This window comes from Fibrella musci, from assembly GCF_041321105.1.
GTDB classification, from domain to species: Bacteria; Bacteroidota; Bacteroidia; order Cytophagales; family Spirosomataceae; genus Fibrella; species Fibrella musci.
Genome location: NZ_JBGGWD010000001.1, coordinates 489,301 through 510,241, shown reverse-complemented (window position 1 = coordinate 510,241; position 20,941 = coordinate 489,301). Strand labels below are relative to the sequence as shown.

The following is a 20,941-nucleotide window of genomic DNA, read 5'->3' as shown; positions in this document are numbered from 1 at the left end:
GAGCGCTAAGGCAAATAACGGCTGACAAGCCCCTTCAACACTACCGCCCCGGTCTGGCCGCTAATGGTCTGGGCTGGGGCGATATTGTTGAAGGGGCTGGCACCACGGCTTGTTGATTCTATTGATTGTATTGCCGGTAAATGATCAATTCAGATATGAATGCATGGAAATTTGTTTTGAGTAGCTGGCACAAAACTTGATAACCCGGGTGGCGCTAATGGCTTGGCTGCTGACTGGGCCGTCTAGTTTTCTGGTTCTAATCTAAGCGGCAATAGCATATTTATGGATTTTAGAATGGGTAAACTAGTATACGATTCTTATAAAAAGATAGATCATGCGGCACGTTGTTTGACCGGGGGGAAGGCAACAGCGTTGGCAGCTGGTGGTGGTGGTTCGTCTCAGTCAGCAGTGTAGAATCGGTTAGTTGTTTTTCATCGAATGGCCCTACATACTATTGGATACCGCTGCCAGTGACACTGCCCCTGAAAAAGTCGGTATATGAATCTATTTTACTCTTCCCTCTATTGCCCATACAGGAACAAGCTGGCTACCTGGGGGTTCTTTACCCTTCTGAGCGTACTTCTGTCGGTCGGTATAGCTCAGGCACAAACGCTTGAGTTAATCGCCACCGCCGACAAAGCGGATGTGTTAGCCGGCGAATCGTTTACCTACACCTTCAAGTATAAATGTGCCAGCATAACCGCCAACTGTACGGGGGTTAAGTTGACGGCCACCATTCCGGCCAACGCGGTTATTCCGACTCAAACCATCGGTCTACCCGCCGATGTACAGAGTTACACGATTGCTCCGGACAACAGAACCATCACCTTTACGTTCAAGGAACCGCTGATAGCCGGTAATACGGGCATTATCAACGTGGGTGGGCAAGGCAGTTTTGGGGCTATGAATAATTCGGTCGCTTCCATGACGGCGGTTCTGTCTTCCGGTGGGGTGCCCGGGTCAACCCAAATTGTCAATACGACGATTCATTCGGCCGATAAATTCTGCCCCCAAATCACGACTACAAATGGCTTTGCCATCGATAATACCACGTCTTATTTCAGCCGTCTTCAATTTGCAGGGAACGGGTATAGCACCAACGGCTACGGCGTACAAAGTCCCGGCCCTGTGACCTTCGAGCAGCAGTTTCCGGCCGGAACAATCATCGAGTCGGTCTCTTTTGCCACGATTGATGGGACACCCACGCCCGTTATTCCACCGAATTCCTATACGATAAACAATACGACTTCCAAACTGACCGTCAGTTTACCCGCCACCACCCTACAGGTGCAAAGCCAGTTTGCCCCGGCAGTAGAAGTCCGGGTTTTTGTAAAGTACCCTAGCCCAACCTTTAGCGTGGGTAGTAGCGTAACGACCAATGTTAAGGTAACCTATCAGCCCGATGGCGTGGCTACACCTATTGTCGTCACCAACGGCAGCACCAAAACCTTTGTCGATGGAACGACCTACGCGGCCCCAACCACAGGTAGTTGTACCGATAACCTCTCCAATACGACACCACTGGTAGCCCCTACAACCCAAATCAAAACAGCCAAAGTAGTCGATAAAGCGGCACTCAAGCCAGCCGAAGCATCCTACTACACAGTTCGGTTTGGTAATACGGGCAACACGCTCCTGACCAACGCCGTATTTGAAGACATTATACCGTATGCCGACATTACGGTCACAAACATAGCCCGGCCCGCTTTCAATAACCTGGCAGGGGATGAGGTCATAAAAATGTTTGTCAAAACCGTAAGCAATCCCACGTATACCGAGGTGCCGGCCAATGTCAATTACTATGCGCCCGCTCCTGGCGAGATAATAACGGCCATAAAAATTACCGCAGACAAACTGCCGACGGGGGCCAATACCGATAACATCGCGATGGGGATTAATTTTAATTTCAATGCCACATCGACAGCCACTAGTGTTCAGAACTGTGTTACCGCCACGGCAAGCAATTCGGGCTTAACGCCCGACCCGACCTCCACCCCCTGCGCGTCATTCACCGTGCTTCCTTCTGATCCATTCAGCACCCTGAGTGTGGCCAAGGTGATAACCTCAATTGCCAATAACGAATACGGTAGCTTTTACGGAGGGCCCATCAATACGGGTACTACCTTCTGGAATTTCATTCGCCTGACCAACCGAGGAGGTGGGCAGCCCCTGCAAAACCCGGTAGGCATGGATTTGCTGCCGCTGGGTCTTGATTATAATAACGGTATCGTTTACACAGCTGGCACTCCCAACGCCGACGTTACCGATATTATCCCCAATTACAATGGTACCGGCCGAACGCTGGTACGGTTAAAATGGAATAACCCCATGCCTGCCGGTGCTGAATATGGATTCAGCATTGCTGTGAAGGTAAACTCGCTGGCACCGGCCGGACTGGCCAGTTCGTATACGACTGACCAGAAGCTATACTCCCCTTACACAACCATAGGGGGTATCAAGAATACGGCATTCTTTACGGGTAGCACAGCCAGCCAGTGCTATCGATCACAACCCTCCATTCCCCGGTCTAACGTCGAGGCTACGGATCTAAATGACCTTAACTCAAATGGTGTAACCAGCGAAACAGTCTGTTATTCGTCTGATTATGTTGGAATTACATCGTCCGCGCAGCTTTCGTCGGTGAAGTGGGTGAAAGGCCAGTGCGACACCGACTACTCGAAATACCCGGCCTTTGGGCAAACCATACCGGGCGGCACGGCCAACTACAAACTGATCGTAACCAATACGGGGAACGCTGCCACCAGGAACATTGAAATTCTGGATATTTTACCCTGGGTAGGTGATCAGGGCGTTATTGACCCCACGGCCCGGCAAACCCAGTGGCGGCCAAACCTGGTAACCCCCATTCAGACCCCGGCAGGGATTACTGTCTATTACAGTACCGCCACCAACCCCTGCCGCACGGATTACGTAGCGTCTGGCCCGGCCGGCTGCACACCCGCCAACTGGAGTACGGTCTTGCCGCAGGACCCCACCATCATTCAGTCACTGAAGCTGGATTTCGGTAGCAAGGTATTACAGCCTGGCGATCAGATTGAACTTACCTGGGACATGCGCGCGCCGGTTGGTGCCCCCACGGCTGGCGAAATTGCCTGGAACTCCTTTGCGTTCAAGGCCGTGCGGAACGACAACAACGACCCTTTCCTGCCATCGGAGCCATTTAAAGTGGGTATCAAACTCAAGGCGGATGTGCTCGGCAGTTATGGCGACTATGTATGGCTGGATGCCAATAAAAACGGTATTCAGGATGCCGGCGAAACGGGTATCGACGGCGTACGGGTAGAACTTCACAAGGACAATGGCGACGGGGTGACCAACCCAAACTCCGATCCGTTGGTGGCCTTCACGTCAACGGCCAACGGGGGATTGTACCTGTTCCCCGGCCTTGAACCCGGCAATTATTATGCAGTCTTCTTTTTACCACCAGGATATGCGTCAACAGCAACCAATACAACGGCTGATGACAACGATTCGGATGGTACGGAAACGACCCTCAACGGCAATCGGCTAGCCATCGTGCCCATTACGACGATCAGTGCAGGCGAACACGACCTGACCTGGGATCAGGGCCTTTATCCAGCTAAAGCCGCTGTTGGTAATTACGTGTGGTTCGATGAAAACCAGAACAATATTCAGGACGAATCATCGGCCAATGGCATTAACGGGGTGATCGTCTGCTTATATACGGCGTCAGGTACGTTATCGGCCAGCACGGTAACCACCAACGACGTGTACGGGCGGCCAGGGTACTACCTGTTCGATCAGCTCGATCCGGGTTCTTACTACATTCAGTTCAAGCCAACTCCCGATAAGACCTATACCACCGGCAGTGGTACTGTTGGTGGCTCTACCAGCGACCCTACCGATTCGGACGCCGATCCGGCAACGGGCAGAACGGCTACATTCAACCTTGTTGCCAATCAGGTTGATTTGAGCTGGGATGCCGGCCTGATTATCCAGACCGGGTTGTATAAACTGGGTAATTACGTCTGGGGCGATGTAAACAATAACGGCAAGGTCGATGCTGGCGAAACGGGGATCAACGGCGTAACGGTCAATCTGTTTAATGACCGGAACAACGATGGTATACCGCAGGCCGATGAGTCGATAACGACTACCATCACCGGTACGGTAGCCGGTATTGACGGTATTTATACGTTTGACCGCCTGCCCGAAGGAAACTATATCGTACAAATTCCAGAGGCCAATTTTACAGGATCTTTAAAAGATTACACCTCCAGCACCGGAAACGACCCGGCCCCCGACCCGGATAACAACGTAGAAAATGATGACAATGGTAGCCCGGTAGCGGGATACGGCGTTATCAGTAAACCCATTGCCCTATCGCTCGCAGCCGAACCGCTGGACAACGGGTATACGAATTACTCGGTCGATTTTGGCTTCTATACCTGTACAAAACCAGATTATCTGGCCAGCGTGGTTCAACCGACCTGCGCCGGAGGCAAGGGGAGTATTTCGATAGCCAGTGGTACCATCGGCGATAAAGTTGGCTATTCGATTGGCACAACGTACACGGGTTCTTACGCGTCGGCCACGGCTGTCAGTAGCTTATCGGGTGGGGTTATCGTCGGCAATATTGCTGGTTCAACCACGAGCGATCTGACATACACGATACGGTTCTTTAACGGTCAGGACATTTGTTACCAGGACGTTACGTTCACGATTCCTAAATTAAACTGCTGCGTTGCGCCAACCAATGTGTCGGCTACGGCCACGCCAGGCCTGTTAGCTCCGGGTACTACGATTACCCTTAATGCGACCGCCACCGGCACGACTTCCGGTACAACGACCTATGCCTGGAGTGGTTCAGGCATCAGTGCGCCGGTAGCCAGCTCCGCCAGTGCCTATACCCTGGCGGCTCCGGCGACGGATGGCGTCTACACCTACACGGTGGTGATCAGCAACGGCGTAGGGTGTACGGCCACGGCCGTAGCCAGTGTAACCGTAGGCGCATGTAATCTGGCCGCTACCGTTACGCCAGGTACGTGTAGCTCCGCCACCAATCAATACACGGTGACGGGTACCATCAGCCTGACCAACAATATTGCAGGAGGTACGGCCACCATCACGGATGGTACCCAATCGACCACCGTGAACGTACCTGCTGCGGCCACCTCGGTCGCCTACTCCCTCAGTGGCCTAACCAGCGGCACCGGCTCCCATACGGTGACGGTCTCGCTGCCCGGCTGCGGCACCGCCACGGCGACCTATACCGCTCCGGGCAGTTGCACGGTAGGCATAGCCCTGACGGCCACGCCCGGGGTGTGTCAGTCGGCCACCAACGGCTACACCCTGACGGGTACCCTCTCGCTGACCAACGCGCCAGCCGGGACGGCGATCGTCACCGATGGGGCTCAATCCACTACGCTGACTGTCGCGGCCGGGGCTACTTCGGTGCCTTACACCCTCAGCGGGCTTACCAGTGGTTCAGGGAGCCATACTGTTACGGTGTCCTTTGCCGGTAAAACGACTTCGGTTACGTACTCGGCTCCTGCGGCCTGCGTGGATTACTGCCCCGGTAATCTGATGAGCAACCCCAGTGTTGAGCAAGGAACGTTCCCGACTTCGACTACGGCCTTTGCTGGTGGCAAACGGGTACCGTATTCAATAGCAGCACCAACAAGCTGGAAGCCCTCTGTTGCCATAGGGAAGGGCGATGTGTATTGGGTAGAAAGCAACCAGGCGCATACCGGTAACAAATATGTGTACATCACAAGTACAGGATCTACCAGTGCGGGAAATGAGGCTTGTAGTGAGCTAAGTGTCTCGAATATTCAGGCCGGAAAGTGCTATCAGTTATGTGTGTGGGTCGCCGACGCCAAGGCCGATGGACAGGCCAGTGGGCTGGCGCTGGAGGTGAAGCCAAACAACGGTGACCCCGTATCGTATTCGTTGATTGTGGTGCCCGACAACCCGGCCTGGTCAGATGCCAGCGCGTCGGTGATTCCCTGGCGGCAGTACTGCTATTCGATCGTTGCTCCACCCGGTGCCACAGGCTTTACCATTTACCTCAGTGCTACGACCGATGTAGGAGGGCCGGCTTCGTATCTGGTGATGGATGATGTCTGTTTGTTGGAATGTGCAAGTTGCCAGAAAAGCGTTACCGTCACGCCAACTGCCTGTAATTCCGCAACGAATCAGTATAGCATTAGCGGGACGGTATCACTGACCAACGCTACGGCTGGAACCATGACGATCTCCGATGGGGCCAAATCAACCACGATAGCCATTGCCACATCCACGACGTCGGTCGCCTACTCCCTCAGTGGCCTGACCAGCGGCACTGGTTCCCATACGGTGACGGTCTCGTTGCCCGGCTGCGGCACCGCCACGGCGACCTATACGGCACCGGCCTCCTGTACCGTGGCTCCGTGCGGCCTGGCTATGACCGTGACACCGGGTTTGTGCGAATCCGCGACCAATGCCTATGTGTTGTCGGGGACAATCACGGCTACCAACGTACCTACTTCCGGTACGCTGACAATTACCCCGGGGGCTTTCTCGCCCCGCAGCCTGACCTTGCCTGCCACGGCCACGGCCAGCGGCACCTTCAGTTACTCGGGCCTGGTCAGCAACGGACAGCCTTACACCGTGACAGCCAGTTATTCCAACTCGGCCTGCTCACCCGTCAGTCAGACCTACACCGCCCCAACCAGTTGTTCAGTAGCACCTGTGTGCAGCCTGACGGTTACAGTGACCGCCGGTCAGTGTGCATCAGCTACCAACACCTATTCCAGCACAGCTGTGGTACGACTGACCAACCCAACGGCCGGTACGCTGACCATCACCGACGGTGCCCAGAGTGTCACCTTTGTGACCACGGCCGCCAGCAGCGGCACCTTCACGGCGGTCTTCAGCGGCTTGCTCTCGAACGGCAGTACCCATACCGTTACCGCTTCGTTGCCCGATTGCTCCAGCACCACGACGACTTATACGGCGCCGGCTTCGTGTAGTGTAGCCCCGGTGTGCAGCCTGTCGGCCACCGTGACGGCGGGCACCTGTGCCAGTGCCACCAACACCTATTCGGCCACGGCCATTGTGACGGTGCAGCATCCATCCGCCGGTGGCACCGTTACGGTTAGTCTGGGTGGGCAGAGCATCCCGTTCAGCACGACGGCCAACGCCCAGAACACCTTTACGGCGATGTTTGACGGACTGACTTCGGACGGGGCGGCTCACCTGGTGACGGTTACCTTACCCGGTTGCGGTACTACGACGGCGACCTACACGGCGCCGGTTTCGTGCTCCGTAGCGCCCCCCTGCCAGTTGCTTGTGCCCGTGGTGTCGAACGCTTCGTGCCCAACAGTGAATAACACGTATTCGTCGACTGTGGTGGTCACGGTAAACAACCCGCTGGGTGGCCAGTCGCTGACCATTACCGACGGTGCGCTGAGTCAGGTCTTTACCACCACGGCGGCTTCTGCCAATACGTTTACGATGGTCTTTAGTGGCATCGCTGCCAATGGAGCGAATCGGACCGTGACGGCTACGATAAGCGGTTGTGGCAGTACTAGCGCCGCCTACACGGCTCCGGCCGCGTTAACGGCAACGCTATCCTCGGCAACCATCTGCCGGGGGCAATCAGCTACACTGACGGCCACGGGTGGAACCAGCTATACCTTCACCGGAGGGATCACCAACACCACAGGTACGTTAGTAGTGAGCCCCGCCGCGACGTCGACCTATTCGGTAACGGTGGCTAATGCCAGTGGGTGCACAAGCACGACATCAGCAATGGTGACAGTGACTCCTGTGCCGACGATTCAGGTCAACGGAGTGGCGGCTAGTTGCACAGGAGCTACGCCCAATAACGATGCTCGACTGGTGCTGTTGGGTAGCACAGATGCCAGTAGCTACAATGTAAGCGAAGGCAGCAGCTACAATGCCAGTGCGGCGCTGTTTGCTACCAAGCAGACACTGCCAGCGGTGGGTGGTGCGCTGATGAGCGGTCAGGCTAACCCCACTCAGGCACCGGGCCGCAGCTATACGGTGCGGGTGTATTCGGCCACAGATTGCTACAGCGATGTGGCAGTGGTGATTCCTCCCGCCCAGTGTCAGTGCCCGCCGGCCAAATGCCTACCAATTATCGTGACGAAAAAGTAGGCAACCTGTAGTGCCGTGTGCCTAGACAAAATGAAGGGAATCGGTGCTCATGTGCTATATAATGTAACTAAAAAAATTTAATAGTTTACAAAAATCAATGAAAAAGGTTTGATTTGGTCTGATGGTGCCAGGTGGGTTTTTCTGATGACACATTCACCAATGGTCGTCTCGTCGAGCAACGATCGCTTCGTGTAATAGGCGCTCGACATGCATTGTCAGATGACCCTCTCCGATAGGAGTGGTGAACAGGAATCCGATGGTGATGGCACTTGGATGGCTCATGAATAAGTATAACTGAACGCATTGATCAACAAACTACCGTAACGGAAGCACACAATGGTAAAACAGCAAAACCCTGAAAAGAAAAGGCAGTCTATGAACCAACTACATACTCGCTTTTACCCTAATCGAATCCGTCAGTACAGTACCTCTGCGGGGGCAGTGCTAAGGTCCGTTCCGCCAAGAGCCTGTACACCTGCACCCACCGGGCGTAGCTCTGGCTTTATCTATGTTCTACTGGCCCTGTTAGGGCTCTTCGCAGCGTCACCGTCGTACAGAGCGCAGGCGCAGACGCTACAGGTTCGAAAAACGGTTGACCAGACTACTGTGAATCCCAATGAGCCACTGACCTATACGATTCAGTATAACTGTGTCAGCATCACCAACCCCTGTACCAATGTGGTGATCAAAGATGTGATTCCGAATTTATATGAGGTGTCTTTTCAACCTAACAACGCAGTCTACGATGCCAACCTGAACCAGGTAACTTTCAATTTGGGCAATTTGCCCGCTGGTACGACGGGAGAGGTGAAAATTATAGGTAAGGTTAATGCCGGAAATCCTGGAGGTACAGTAATGCCCAACAGTGCCACCATCACCTCTGGCAGTTCAACCACAGTGAGTAATACGGTATCGACAACGATTAACTCTGTACTTAGCCTTGATGTCAACAAATCAGCACTAGCCGATCCAGGTCTGGGAGCGGGCCGACTAATGCAGGGTGGAAAAGGTTATTATAATCTCTATTTTGGTTCAGCCGGCAATGTCGATAAAACGAACTTCTGCGTAGTCGATACCCTACCGATGGCCGACAAACTACGGGTTAAATCAATTTATACCGGAACGATAAATAACTATGCTGGCCAGACCTTTACTATACAATACCAGACGAACCTGAATTCGACCTGGACCTCGCTGGCTGGTTCGCCATTCGCGTCTATGGCAGACCTCAATGTGCCGATAACCTTACCGTCGAATGAGTACGTAACCATCGTGCGCTGGTGCTTTCCCTCAGCATTCACAGCCGGTGCTTATACATTAGCCATTCCCAGGGTTTATTTTGATGTAGCAGCGGATGCGCCGTTGGGTACATTTAAAAACTGTATGTACGGCACCTCCGATCAAATCAACCGATCGGCCTGTGCCACCGTAACTATTGAACCCCCCAGAACAGGGGCGTTCATATCATTTGACAAGGTTTTGGTGGGTAGTCCTTCCCGCACCGTTGGCGATACGGTGACTTATCAGCTTGTTTTTACCAATGGAAATTCACCATCGCAGCCACTGAACAACCCTATTATCGCTGATGTGTTCAAGACGGATGAGCTACAGTTTGTTTCCTGGACGTATACCAGTCAGTATGGAGCTACCATGCCTGTCTTCAGTTCCACTACCAGTGGTGCCAACACCTTTCTGAAGTGGAAACTTAATGAAAGCGTGCCTACGGGTAGGTCGATGACTATTACGTTGAAGGTCATTGTCAAAAACTCAAGTGCTCTGACGCAAAAAAACAACGCGGGCTATATAATTGCCGATAATATAGGCGGGTGCCCCTACCGAGAGAACGTAGATACCTACGACATCGACGGAGACGGTAATACTACCGAAATGACCTGTTCAAGTTCAGTGCCTATTACCCTTCAGGCACTGGCTAAACTCACGTCCGAAAAACTGGTGAAGGGGCAGCTCGATGCGGGCTACTCCAAATACCCTGACTTTGGCCTGACCGTGCCCGGTGGTCTGGCCGATTATCGGCTTCGGGTGTCCAACCAGGGAAATGTGCCCATGACCAGTGTTCAGGTCATTGACATTCTGCCCTTCATTGGCGATAAAGGCGTGCTGGATATCCAGAATCGACTCACCCAATGGCGGCCCAACCTGGCCGGCCCGGTAACGCCGCCCACTGGCGTAACGGTTTATTACTCCACCGAAAGCAATCCCTGTCGTCCTGAACTGGGCTACAGTCCGGCGGGGTGTACTACCGCCAACTGGTCGACGGCTCCACCGGCGGATATCACCAAGGTTCAGTCACTCAAATTCGACTTTGGCTCGATTGTGTTGCAGCCGGGCGATTCGCTGCTGCTCACCTGGCCCATGCGCGCTCCCACCACGGCCCCGACGGCGGGCGAAACTGCCTGGAACTCGTTTGGGTACGTAGGCGTACGCACCGACAACAATCAGCCTTTGCTACCCGCCGAACCCATTAAAGTGGGCATTAAAGTACAGCCGCTTACGCCCGCCGTGTATGGCGACTTTGTCTGGCTGGATACCAATAAAGATGGCATTCAGGACCTCGGTGAGTTAGGGATTTCGGGGGTGAAGGTTGAACTCTACAAAGACAACGGCGATGGGGTGGCCGACAAAACAACCGATACCTTCGTAGGCTTCACCGTTACCGACGGGTCGGGAAATTACCTGTTCCCCAATCTGGCCCCCGGCGACTATTTTGCGGTATTCTACCCGCCATCCGGGTACGCCGTTTCGCCCAGTCTGGTTGGTTCGGATAAAACGAAAGATTCCGAAGGCATCATTGCTGCGGTGACCTCCCTGTCGGCCACCGAGATCGACCTGACCTGGGACTTAGGCCTCTACCCCAGCACCACCTGCGATGTGAAAGTGGCCAACACGACGGTTAGCCCCTGTTCGTATTCGGGCGGTGTGAGCCGGGCCACGGTGAACGTATTCGTTACCTGGGCGAATCCACCGGCCGGTCAGAACATCACCGTTACGCTGGCCGGAGCCAATCCGCAAACCATCAATGTAACGGGCGGAGCTACCTCGCCTGCCCTGGTCAGCTTTACCGTGGCGGCCAACGGGGCGGCCCATGCCATTACGGCCGGCTTCAGCCCTGCCTGTCAGGATGCGGCTTCGATTCTGGCCCCACAGCCCTGTGCCCCGGCCGTCTGTGCGTTGGGCATCAGCAATGTACTGCCAGGGGCCTGCACCGGTACCCGGCGCGAGGTAAATGCAACCCTGTCGTGGAGTAATGGCCCGGTAGGCGAGGATATCGTGGTGACCTGGGATGGCGTAGCTGTCGATACCATCCAGGTGACCAACGGCCTGACCTCGCCTCAGCCCACCCGTTTTTACGTACCTGGCGGCACTGGTACGCACACGCTGGAAGCCCATTTCAGCAGTAATACGGCTTGTTCTGCGTCAGTATCGAGCCTAACCGTGGCGGCTTGTGTATTGCCTTGCGAAGTGAGTGGCGTTATTGCTACGCCAGGTATGTGTAACTCCGCTACCAATCAATACACTGTAACGGGCACCATCAACCTCATGAACACAACGGGTGGTGTGGCCACCATCACGGATGGAGCCAAGTCTACCACTGTAAGTGTACCTGCTTCGGCTGCCTCGGTTGCCTACTCACTTAGTGGCTTGACCAGCGGCACTGGCACGCATATAGTGACAGTCTCGTTGCCCGGCTGCGGCACCGCCATGGCGACCTATACCGCTCCGGGCAGCTGCACGGTGGCCCCTCCGATACCCCTGCTGAGCAAACTTGTTAGCACCCGCCGTGCCGAGCTTGGCAGCATCGTGAGCTACACCCTGGCTCTGGCTAATACCAGCTCAATCGCCAGTGCCACCACCACGGTGACCGACTCGTTTAGTGCCGGGCTGACGGCCATCCCCGGCACCACCACCGCGTCAGTCGGCACCGTTACCTCCACGGCCTCGGGCTTTAGCTGGGTTGTGCCTAGCTTGCCGGCCAGCACTACGGCTACGCTGGTTTTCTCGGCCAGCCTGACTCAGCAAGGGATAGTCTACAACACGGCTACTACTCCCGATGGCCAAACGGCTACCACCTGCACCACCGTGCCCGTCCACATCTGTGCGGGTGTACCTTTCGAGTTTGAACTGTCGGTGCCCACTTCATTCACCAGCTACCAGTGGTCGCGCAATGGACAGCCCATCGCGGGGGCGACCTCGGCCACGCTGAGCGTAACGGCGGCGGGTATTTACACCGTGTCTGGGACCAATGCTGGGGGCTGTGCTGATGGCTCGTGCTGCCCCTTCGACATTGTAGAAGATGCACCGCCCAGCCTCTCGGCGTTGGGTGTGGCGGCCACCTGTACGGGGGCGACGTCCAACTCGAATGCTGCCATCCAGCTGACAGGCAGTAACAGCGATGCGGTGAGCTACAACATCAGTGTGGGCAGTAGCTACAGTGCTACCACGGCGCTGTATGCATCGCCCCGATCGTTGTCGTCGGTGGTGGGTGGTGTATTGGCCACGCAAGGCAGCAACCCTGAGCTTCAGAGTGGCGGCACCTACACAATTCGGGTATACAGCGGGTCGGGTTGCTACAGGGATGTGATGGTGCTAATTCCTGCGGCGAATTGTGCCTGTCCGCCGGTTAAGTGCGCGCCTTATATAGTGAAGCGAACAAAGGTAGGGGGTAAGCCTGTGAGGCCATAATCTAAGCCCGACCATCGCACGCAACAGCCAATTGCCCCCATACCCTAGTTGAGTGTGAGGGCAATTGGCTGTTGGTACTGTCACAGAAACGACAACATACGTTACGAATGCCTGCCCCCAAATCTCTTTCAGTTGGGCGAACAGGATATGCTTCTGCTTGTTTGCGTTCAGCACATTGATGCTTTAGAGATGAGCGACGTCTGTCGATTTTCGTAGAAACTAAACTGATTCATCAGGCTACGGGCAATCTGCCGCATAGCGTCTTCGGTGAGGAAACCCTGGTGGGCGGAAAGCAACACCTTGGGGTGATTGCGGAGCCGATCCAGCAGCGGATCGTCGATAAACTGATCCGATAAATCATAGTGGAAAAAGGCCCGTTCCTGCTCATACACGTCGGCAGCGTAACCGGCCAGCCGGTTTTCGTCGAGCGCGTCGAGCACCGCTCTGGTGTTGACCAGCTTGCCCCGACCCGTGTTTACTAGCCAGGCCAAGGGTTTCATCAGCGCCAGCGTTTGGTCGTTAATCAGATTGTCGGTCAGCGGGGTCAGCGGGCAATGGAGCGAAACAATATCTGCGGCCTGAAGCAATGCTGGCAGGGGCATATAGTGCACCCCGCTGTCGAGCCAAGCCCGGTCGGGGTTGATGTCGTAGGCCAGCAGCTTACAGCCAAATCCCTGCATGATCCGGGCAAACGCTTTCCCGATATGCCCCGTCCCCACAACGCCAACCGTTTTGCCGTACAGATCGGCACCCATTAGTCCGTCGATGCTGAAGTCGCCGCGCTGCACCCGTTGGTGGGCTTCAGGTACGTGCCGGATCAGCCCCAGCAGGAGCGCCACGGCCTGTTCGGCTACTGAATGGGGCGAGTAGCCAGGTACGTGCAGGAGCGTCATGCCCAGTTTGTTGAGGGTGATCAGGTCTACGTTGTCGATGCCAATGCAGCGCATACCGACGACGGAAACACCCAGCCCATTGAGGGTTTCGATGACCGGGCGGCTTAGGTCATCATTGACAAAGGCGCAGACCGCCCGGTGCCCCATGGCCAGCTTGGCCGTATCGAGGGTAAGCGGCTGATCGATGTAGGTGATGCGCTGATGGTTGCGATACTGATCGAACCACGTCTGCTCGAAGGGGAGGGTACTAAAAAAGGCGATGTTCATGGCATGATTCGGTTCCAATTCATGCCTATAAAACTGCTGGTTAATGCGGCCATAACCCCTGACACAAGTCAACGCCCGCACTGACTTTATGACTGGGTGCTGGCCCGGTTCAGGGAGTTTGCAGGGACGGCCAGGGAAAACCGGATCAGCACCGTAGTGCCAACGCCTTCCTGCGATTCGATGGTGAGCTGCCCGTTGTGCAACTGTACGATGCGTTGGGTCAGCGCCAGACCAATGCCGTGCCCCGGTGCTTTGCTGGTCGTATGCGACGAGCGGTAGAACGGCTGGAACAGATGCGGTAGATCGGCGGCCGGAATGCCGTAGCCCTCATCCTTAAACGTGAGCTGAACCTGTTGCGGAGCAAAGCCAATCCGGACTTCCATACTGTGGTTGGCCGAATATTTACAGCCATTTTCGATCAGGTTCTGGAAGGCCGTCCGCAGCAGGGCTTCGTCGCCCGGAATCGTCAGGTCATCGTCCTGATCGGGCAGGTTGTCGAAGTCGATCGACACCGAGCAGTCAGGCGATTTCTGAAGCAGGTTGGCGCGAGCCTGCCAGAGCAGTTCGTCGAGACGAGTGGGTTTGAACGCCACCCGCGAGGCATCGGAGCTGGCGCGGGCCAGATCGAGCAGGCCGTTGGCCAGATCGATCATTTTCTTCACCTCATCCAGTACCTCGTTGATCGTCTGCTCGTAGTAGGCCACATCGCGCGGGAGCATCATGGCCACGTCGAGGTTGCCCCGCATAATAGCCAGGGGGGTGCGCAACTCGTGCGACGCGTGGGAAACAAAACTGCGCTGGCTGATGAAGGCTTCTTCGAGCCGGTTCAACATCATGTTGAAGGTGCGGGCCAGCTCCGCGAGTTCATCGCGCTGCCGACTGACGTGTAGCCGCTGATGAATGTTGGTGGCTGAAATAGTATTGACCTGCTCGATAATTTCCGATACGGGCCGCAGGGCATCCGACGCAAACAGCCAACCCGCAATCCCAACGACCAGCAGACTACCGAGCCAGCCAAAAAACAGAATCTCGCGGAGGCGCCGCAGCTTGTTGAAGCCGTAGCGGTCGTAGGCCGAGGCAATCACCACAAGCCGCTGCCCGTCGCGGCTCCGGTAGTTTACGCCGAGCGTTTCGGCGTCTTCATCGGTCAGGTGCAGTTCGTGGCCCTCCCGGATGTGGTTGAGCTGGGCAGCGGGCAGGAGAGGTACGTTACCATTACCCACCGAAAAAATGACCTGATTGGCCGGATTGTAAATAACAACGTGCTCGTTGGTAAGCAGCGGAAGGTCATTGCGGGCTACCTCGCCAGCGTCTTCACGCACGCGGGCCGTGGTGAGCGCTTTTTCGCGGAGGCGATCGAAAAAGTCGATCTCCCGATATTGGTTATAGAGTAAATAGATCGACAGGGAAAAAAGCAGCAGAATCGACCCAACAAGCAGCGAAAAGAGCAGCGTCAGCCGGGCGCGGATGTTCACTCTTCTTTCATGATATAGCCCATCCCGATGACCGTGTGAATGAGCTTGGTCGGAAATTCTTTGTCGACTTTTTTACGGAGGAAGTTCACGTAGACGTCGATTACGTTGGTGCCGGTATCGAAGTGAATATCCCAGACTTTCTCGGCAATGTCGATCCGTGAGACCACCCGGCCCCGGTTGCGCATCAGGTACTCGAGCAGGCCAAATTCTTTGGCGGTCAGCTCGATGCGTTTGCCGCCGCGCCGGGCCACTTTTTCGTTGAGGTCCAGTTCGAGATCGGCCACGCGCAGGACATTGATCGTGCTGCCGCTGTCCGAGCTGCGCTTGTGTAACACCCGGATGCGGGCCATCAACTCGCGAAACTCAAACGGTTTCACCAAGTAATCGTCGGCACCGGCTTCAAATCCCGACAGTTTGTCTTCCACAGACCCCATTGCCGTGAGCATCAGAATGGGGGTCTTCACCTGCTCCTGCCGAATGGTCTGTGCCAGATCGAGACCGTTCACTTTCGGTAGGTTCACGTCGAGGACGATCACATCGTAGCTGTTGGTCAACGCCATCGTGCGGCCAATCTGCCCGTCATAGGCCAGATCAACTTCGCACCGTTGCTCTTCCAACCCTTTTTTGACGAAAGAGGCCAGCTTGGGCTCATCTTCCACAATCAGAACTTTCATATCGGCAAAGTACATCGTATCGACAAAAATTAAAAGGTTGAATTGACCTACTTGATCTATTAACTGAGTATACGGTAAGCGCCGGATGAGCCCGGTTTCGGAGCACTTTCGAGCAACGAACGTATTGACCGCTGATTAAATGGCGTGAAAATGGGCGTTAAAAGGCTATTAAGCAGTTGAAGCCGTTTAGAAGAGATCATAACCAACTGGTGGGTTTCGGCGTTTTGCCTCTACTAATCGTTTTCTATTATTTACTCTTCGTTATGCAATCGCAACCAGTACGCCCCTCGTCCGACGAGATCGAGGCCGAAAAACTACCGTATCCGGCTCGTCAGTCGGACATGCAGCAGCAGCCCCAAACCGATCTTGCCAATTACCAGGCCGCCAATAAGCTAGCGGGTAGGGTGGCGCTCATCACCGGCGCCGACTCGGGTATTGGCCGTGCCGTGGCTATTGCTTTCGGCATGGAAGGGGCCGACGTGGCCATCCTGTACAACGAAAACACCGACGACGCCAACGAAACCAAACGAATGGTGGAAGCGAAAGACGGCCGTTGCCTGGTGATTCAGGCCGATGTGCGGCGGTCCGAACAGTGTAAACAGGCTGTGGAACAGGTCATCGCCGAATACGGTAAGCTAAACGTGCTGGTCAATAATGCGGCTTACCAGATGGCGCAGCAAAAGGTCGAAGACATCACGGAAGAGCAACTGCGCCGCACCTTCGAGACCAATATTTTTAGCTACTTCTTTATGGCGCAGGCAGCGCTGCCGCACCTGCAAAAAGGCGACTGTATCGTGAATACGGGCAGCATTGTAGGCATCGTGGGCAACCCGATTCTAGTTGATTACACGGCTACCAAAGGCGCCATTCACGCGTTCACCAAATCCCTGGCTATCCAACTGGGCGAGCGGGGTATCCGGGTCAATGCTGTGGTGCCTGGCCCTGTCTGGACGCCCAACATTCCTGGGACGATGCCCGAAGATGAAGTAAAGAATTTTGGCCACGAGGTCGCTCTGGCCCGCCCCGGCCAACCTGAGGAACTGGCTCCTGCCTACGTGCTGCTGGCCTCGGCTGATGGTAGTTTCATGACGGGTTCGCTGGTCGAAGTAACCGGCGGTAAGCTCGGGTAAGCCGATATAGCTTTGAGTTTGGAGTTTGCAATTGGTTGGCTAACGCCCAAGTAGGCTTGCGCCAACCAATTGCAAACTCCAAATCCCAAACTGCAAACTTTAAACTGAAAACGTCCCCATGTTCCCTTTACTCGACTCGCCTTTCGTGAGTTCGGCGACGCGTTCGGCACTGCTGGAACGCGTGCAACCAACCATCACACCACCGCGCTACTTTTCTGAGGCGGAATTGACGCTGCTACAGGCGGTTGCGCTTCGGCTAGCCGGGCCCATACCCGCCACTGGCCCGATCGACATGGCCCGCCCCATTGATGAACGACTGGCCGACGGGAAATCGAACGGCTGGCGCTACAACGACATGCCCACCGATGGGGAGGCGTATAAGCTGGGGCTGACGGGTATCGATCAGCACGCTCAACGGCGGTTTGGGCAAGCCTTCATCGCCTTACCCGATGCCGAAAAAGACGCCGTACTGACCGACGTGCAACAGGGCAACGTACCTGACAACGGCAGCTGGCAACGGGTGTCGCCGAAGCGCTTCTTCGAAGAACTGCTGACGGAGATCACCGAATACCTGTACGCCCATCCCTACATGCAGGAAGCCATCGGGTACGTTGGTTACGCCGACCTATGAAACACTACCCGACACACGAAATTGTTGACGCCGTCATCATTGGAACGGGCGCGGGCGGTGCACCCCTGCTGGCTCGGCTGGCAAGTGCCGGTCTCTCGGTGGTAGCGCTGGAAGCGGGCCGCTTCTGGGACCCTAAACGCGATTTTGCCACCGACGAACGCAAGCAGGAGTTCCTGTTCTGGAACGACGAACGCCTTAGTGCGGGCAACGACCCCATCGCCTTTGGTCGCAACAACTCGGGCATCGGTGTGGGCGGCTCGACCCTGCACTTCACTGCCTATACGCCCCGTGCCCAACCCGACGACCTGCAACTGCATACCGAATTTGGCAAGGGCGTCGACTGGCCGCTGGCGTTTGCTGACCTCGAACCGTATTACGACGAAATCGAACAGTTTCTGGGCGTATCGGGGCCGTCACCTTACCCGTGGGGACCAATCCGCCGGAAAGCCTATGCCTTGCCGCCGTTGCCCTTGAACAGCGCAGCCGTTCGGATGCAGCGGGGTTGTGCCGAACTGGGTATCCGTACGTCGCCAGCCGCCAACGCGGCGCTGTCGGCTCCGTACTACCAACCCGGCGTGGGTTGGCGGCCCGTCTGCACTAACCGGGGCTTCTGCCAGGCGGGGTGTAGCGTGGGGGCCAAAGCCAGCATGGACGTGACCTATATTCCCATTGCGATGGCTAACGGGGCCGAAATCCGGTCGGAATGTTTCGTGACCGAACTGCCGCTTGATACACAGGGGCGCGTCCGGGAGGTAGTGTATGTGCACGACGGACAGACGTACCGGCAGCGGTGTCGGCACGTGTTTTTATGTGCCGGGGCGGTAGAGACGCCGCGCCTGTTGCTGCTCAATGGGCTGGCCAACAGCAGCGGGCAGATTGGCCGTAACCTGATGGCGCACACGGGCCCGCAGGTATGGGGTACGTTCGAGGAACCCACGTACCCACACCGGGGCATTCCCGGCGGGCTGATTTCGGAAGATACCCACCGGCCCAAAGACCGCAACGGCAAACCAGTCGACTTCGCAGGTGGTTATCTGCTGCAATCCATCGGCGTCATGCCCGTGACGTACGCCTCGCAACTGGCCCGCACCAATGGCCTGTGGGGGCAAGCGATGCACGATGCCATGACAGCCTACAACCACACGGCTGGGATCAATATTCTGGGCGATTGCCTGCCCTACGACCATAACTACCTCGAACTGTCGGATGAACTCGACAATCGGGGCGTGCGGAAACCGCGTATTTATTTCACCAATGGGGAAAATGAAAACCGGCAGATCAGCCACGCAATGACGCTGATGACCGACATCTGGCAGGCGGCGGGGGCCAAAACCCTGTATACCGTGCCCCGGTCGGCTCACGTCATCGGTACGTGCCGGATGGGCCATGACGGCGACGCGGCGGTCGTTGATCCCAACGGCCGGTCGTTCGACGTACCCAACCTCTACATCAGTGATAATTCGACGTTTCCGTCGGCCCTGAGTGTGAATCCTGCCTTGACCATCATGGCACTGTCGCTTCGCACAGCCGACCAGTTTTTAGCGCGATGAGAGAAGAATTATGAACTATGGATTATGAATGATGAATTGGGCGGGCCGGATAACGTACCTGCCTCGTCTGACCCAATTCATCGTTCACAATCCATAATTCATAATCCAGCCCGCATCGCACCTTTTCCACACAACGTACTATGGACTTTCTGGGACATATTAAAAAACACTTTGGGACTGGTAATTACGAAGGTGACCAGTTTGGGGGCGCAAGCGGGGGCGATGGTAGCGGCCTTCCTGACGGCTCTCCCACCAATTTTATGTTTGCCACGGGCATCGAATGCTCATACCCTACCATTAATGGCGGCAAAACCCGTCGTGACCAATTGCGCGAATGCGGTCATTACGAACGATACAAAGAAGACATCGGGCTGGTCAAGGAATTGGGCTTGAAGGTGTTACGGTATGGGTTGCCCTATTACAACATTCACCTGGGGCCGGGTAAATTCGATTGGGAATTTGCGGATTTGGCGATGGCCGAAATCCGGCGACAGGGCATTACCCCCATCCTGGACCTAATGCACTTCGGCGTGCCCGATTGGGTGGGCGACTATCAGAACCCCGAACTCCCGGTGCTGTTTGCCGAATACTGCGCGGCTGTAGCCGAGCGGTACCCCTGGGTACGTTACTACACGCCCGTCAACGAGATTTACGTGACGGCCCGTCACAGCGCCAAAGACGGCCTTTGGAATGAACAACTGAGCGACGACCGCTCGTTTGTCACGGCTCTGAAGCACACTGTGGCGGCTAGTATTATGGGCACGCAGCAACTGGCTAAGCGCCGCAATGACCTGATTATCATTCAGAGCGAGAGCGCCGAGTACATCCACGAGGTGCGCGCCGCCCCCTCTGCCGAGATACGATTGCACAACGAACTGCGGTTCCTCTCGCTTGATTTGCTCTACGCCCACGCGCCCATTGCCGATGTTACGCTCTACCTGCTCGACAACGGGATGACCCGCGACGAATACAACTGGTTTATGGCTGGTCAGCCTCCGGGGTATCAGGTCATGGGCAATGACTATTACGGTCGCAACGAACAGATCAAGCTGCCTGACGGCACCATGTTTAGCTCGATGGATGTGCTGGGTTGGTATCAGATCACGAAGGAATATTATAACAGGTACAAAAAGCCGGTTATGCACACGGAAACCAACGTGTTTGAGGCCGAAGACGCCCCCATGTGGCTCTGGAAACAGTGGATCAACATGATGCAGATGCGGCGCGATGGCACCCCGGTGCTAGGGTTCACCTGGTATAGCCTGATCGATCAGATCGACTGGGATACGGGTTTGGCGGAGGAGAATAATCGTGTCAATGCCTGCGGGTTGTACGACCTCAACCGCAAGCCCCGCCCGGTGGCCGACGCCTACAAAATGTTGCTGAAGGAGTTCGGGCAGATTACCATCGTTCCCTACGGGCAGATGCTCGAGATCACGGATCGGCCCGCCCGCATTAAAGTCGACGCGTAACGC

Annotated in this window: 9 protein-coding genes; 6 read left to right on the top strand and 3 right to left on the bottom strand. The window is 55.7% G+C overall.

Features of this window, described 5'->3' with window-relative positions; all coding sequences use genetic code 11:
- The first annotated feature begins 498 nt into the window (after positions 1-498).
- Positions 499-8,145, top strand: coding sequence for an SdrD B-like domain-containing protein (locus ACAW74_RS02040; protein WP_370696521.1), 7,647 nt, complete (start codon positions 499-501; stop codon positions 8,143-8,145).
- Between the two features lie 336 nt (positions 8,146-8,481).
- Positions 8,482-12,846, top strand: a complete 4,365-nt coding sequence (locus ACAW74_RS02035; protein WP_370696520.1) for an SdrD B-like domain-containing protein — start codon at positions 8,482-8,484, stop codon at positions 12,844-12,846.
- A 167-nt stretch (positions 12,847-13,013) separates the two neighbouring features.
- On the opposite strand, the gene ACAW74_RS02030 is transcribed toward ACAW74_RS02035, so the two are convergent.
- The 3 genes from ACAW74_RS02030 to ACAW74_RS02020 all read right to left on the bottom strand — a co-directional run bounded on the left by ACAW74_RS02030 (position 13,014) and on the right by ACAW74_RS02020 (position 16,155).
- Entirely contained in the window at positions 13,014-14,006 is a 993-nt protein-coding gene (locus tag ACAW74_RS02030) for a 2-hydroxyacid dehydrogenase (RefSeq protein ID WP_370696519.1), read from the bottom strand.
- Positions 14,007-14,092: 86 nt separating this feature from the next.
- Positions 14,093-15,481, bottom strand: a complete 1,389-nt coding sequence (locus ACAW74_RS02025; protein WP_370696518.1) for a sensor histidine kinase — start codon at positions 15,479-15,481, stop codon at positions 14,093-14,095.
- A complete protein-coding gene (locus ACAW74_RS02020) occupies positions 15,478-16,155 on the bottom strand; it encodes a response regulator (protein ID WP_173401277.1) in 678 nt (225 codons plus the stop codon). Before ACAW74_RS02020 ends, ACAW74_RS02025 begins: the two co-directional genes overlap by 4 nt.
- A gap of 263 nt (positions 16,156-16,418) precedes the next feature.
- Here ACAW74_RS02020 and ACAW74_RS02015 point away from each other — a divergent pair, with 263 nt between their 5' ends.
- The 4 genes from ACAW74_RS02015 to ACAW74_RS02000 all read left to right on the top strand — a co-directional run bounded on the left by ACAW74_RS02015 (position 16,419) and on the right by ACAW74_RS02000 (position 20,938).
- Positions 16,419-17,285, top strand: coding sequence for an SDR family oxidoreductase (locus ACAW74_RS02015; RefSeq protein ID WP_370696517.1), 867 nt, complete (start codon positions 16,419-16,421; stop codon positions 17,283-17,285).
- A gap of 118 nt (positions 17,286-17,403) precedes the next feature.
- Positions 17,404-17,916, top strand: coding sequence for a gluconate 2-dehydrogenase subunit 3 family protein (locus ACAW74_RS02010; protein ID WP_370696516.1), 513 nt, complete (start codon positions 17,404-17,406; stop codon positions 17,914-17,916).
- Positions 17,913-19,466, top strand: coding sequence for a GMC family oxidoreductase (locus ACAW74_RS02005; RefSeq protein ID WP_370696515.1), 1,554 nt, complete (start codon positions 17,913-17,915; stop codon positions 19,464-19,466). The genes ACAW74_RS02010 and ACAW74_RS02005 overlap by 4 nt, the downstream gene beginning before the upstream one ends.
- A 140-nt stretch (positions 19,467-19,606) precedes the next feature.
- On the top strand, positions 19,607-20,938 hold the full coding sequence (locus ACAW74_RS02000; RefSeq protein WP_370696514.1) for a family 1 glycosylhydrolase: 1,332 nt from the start codon (positions 19,607-19,609) through the stop codon (positions 20,936-20,938).
- Positions 20,939-20,941 lie beyond the last annotated feature (3 nt).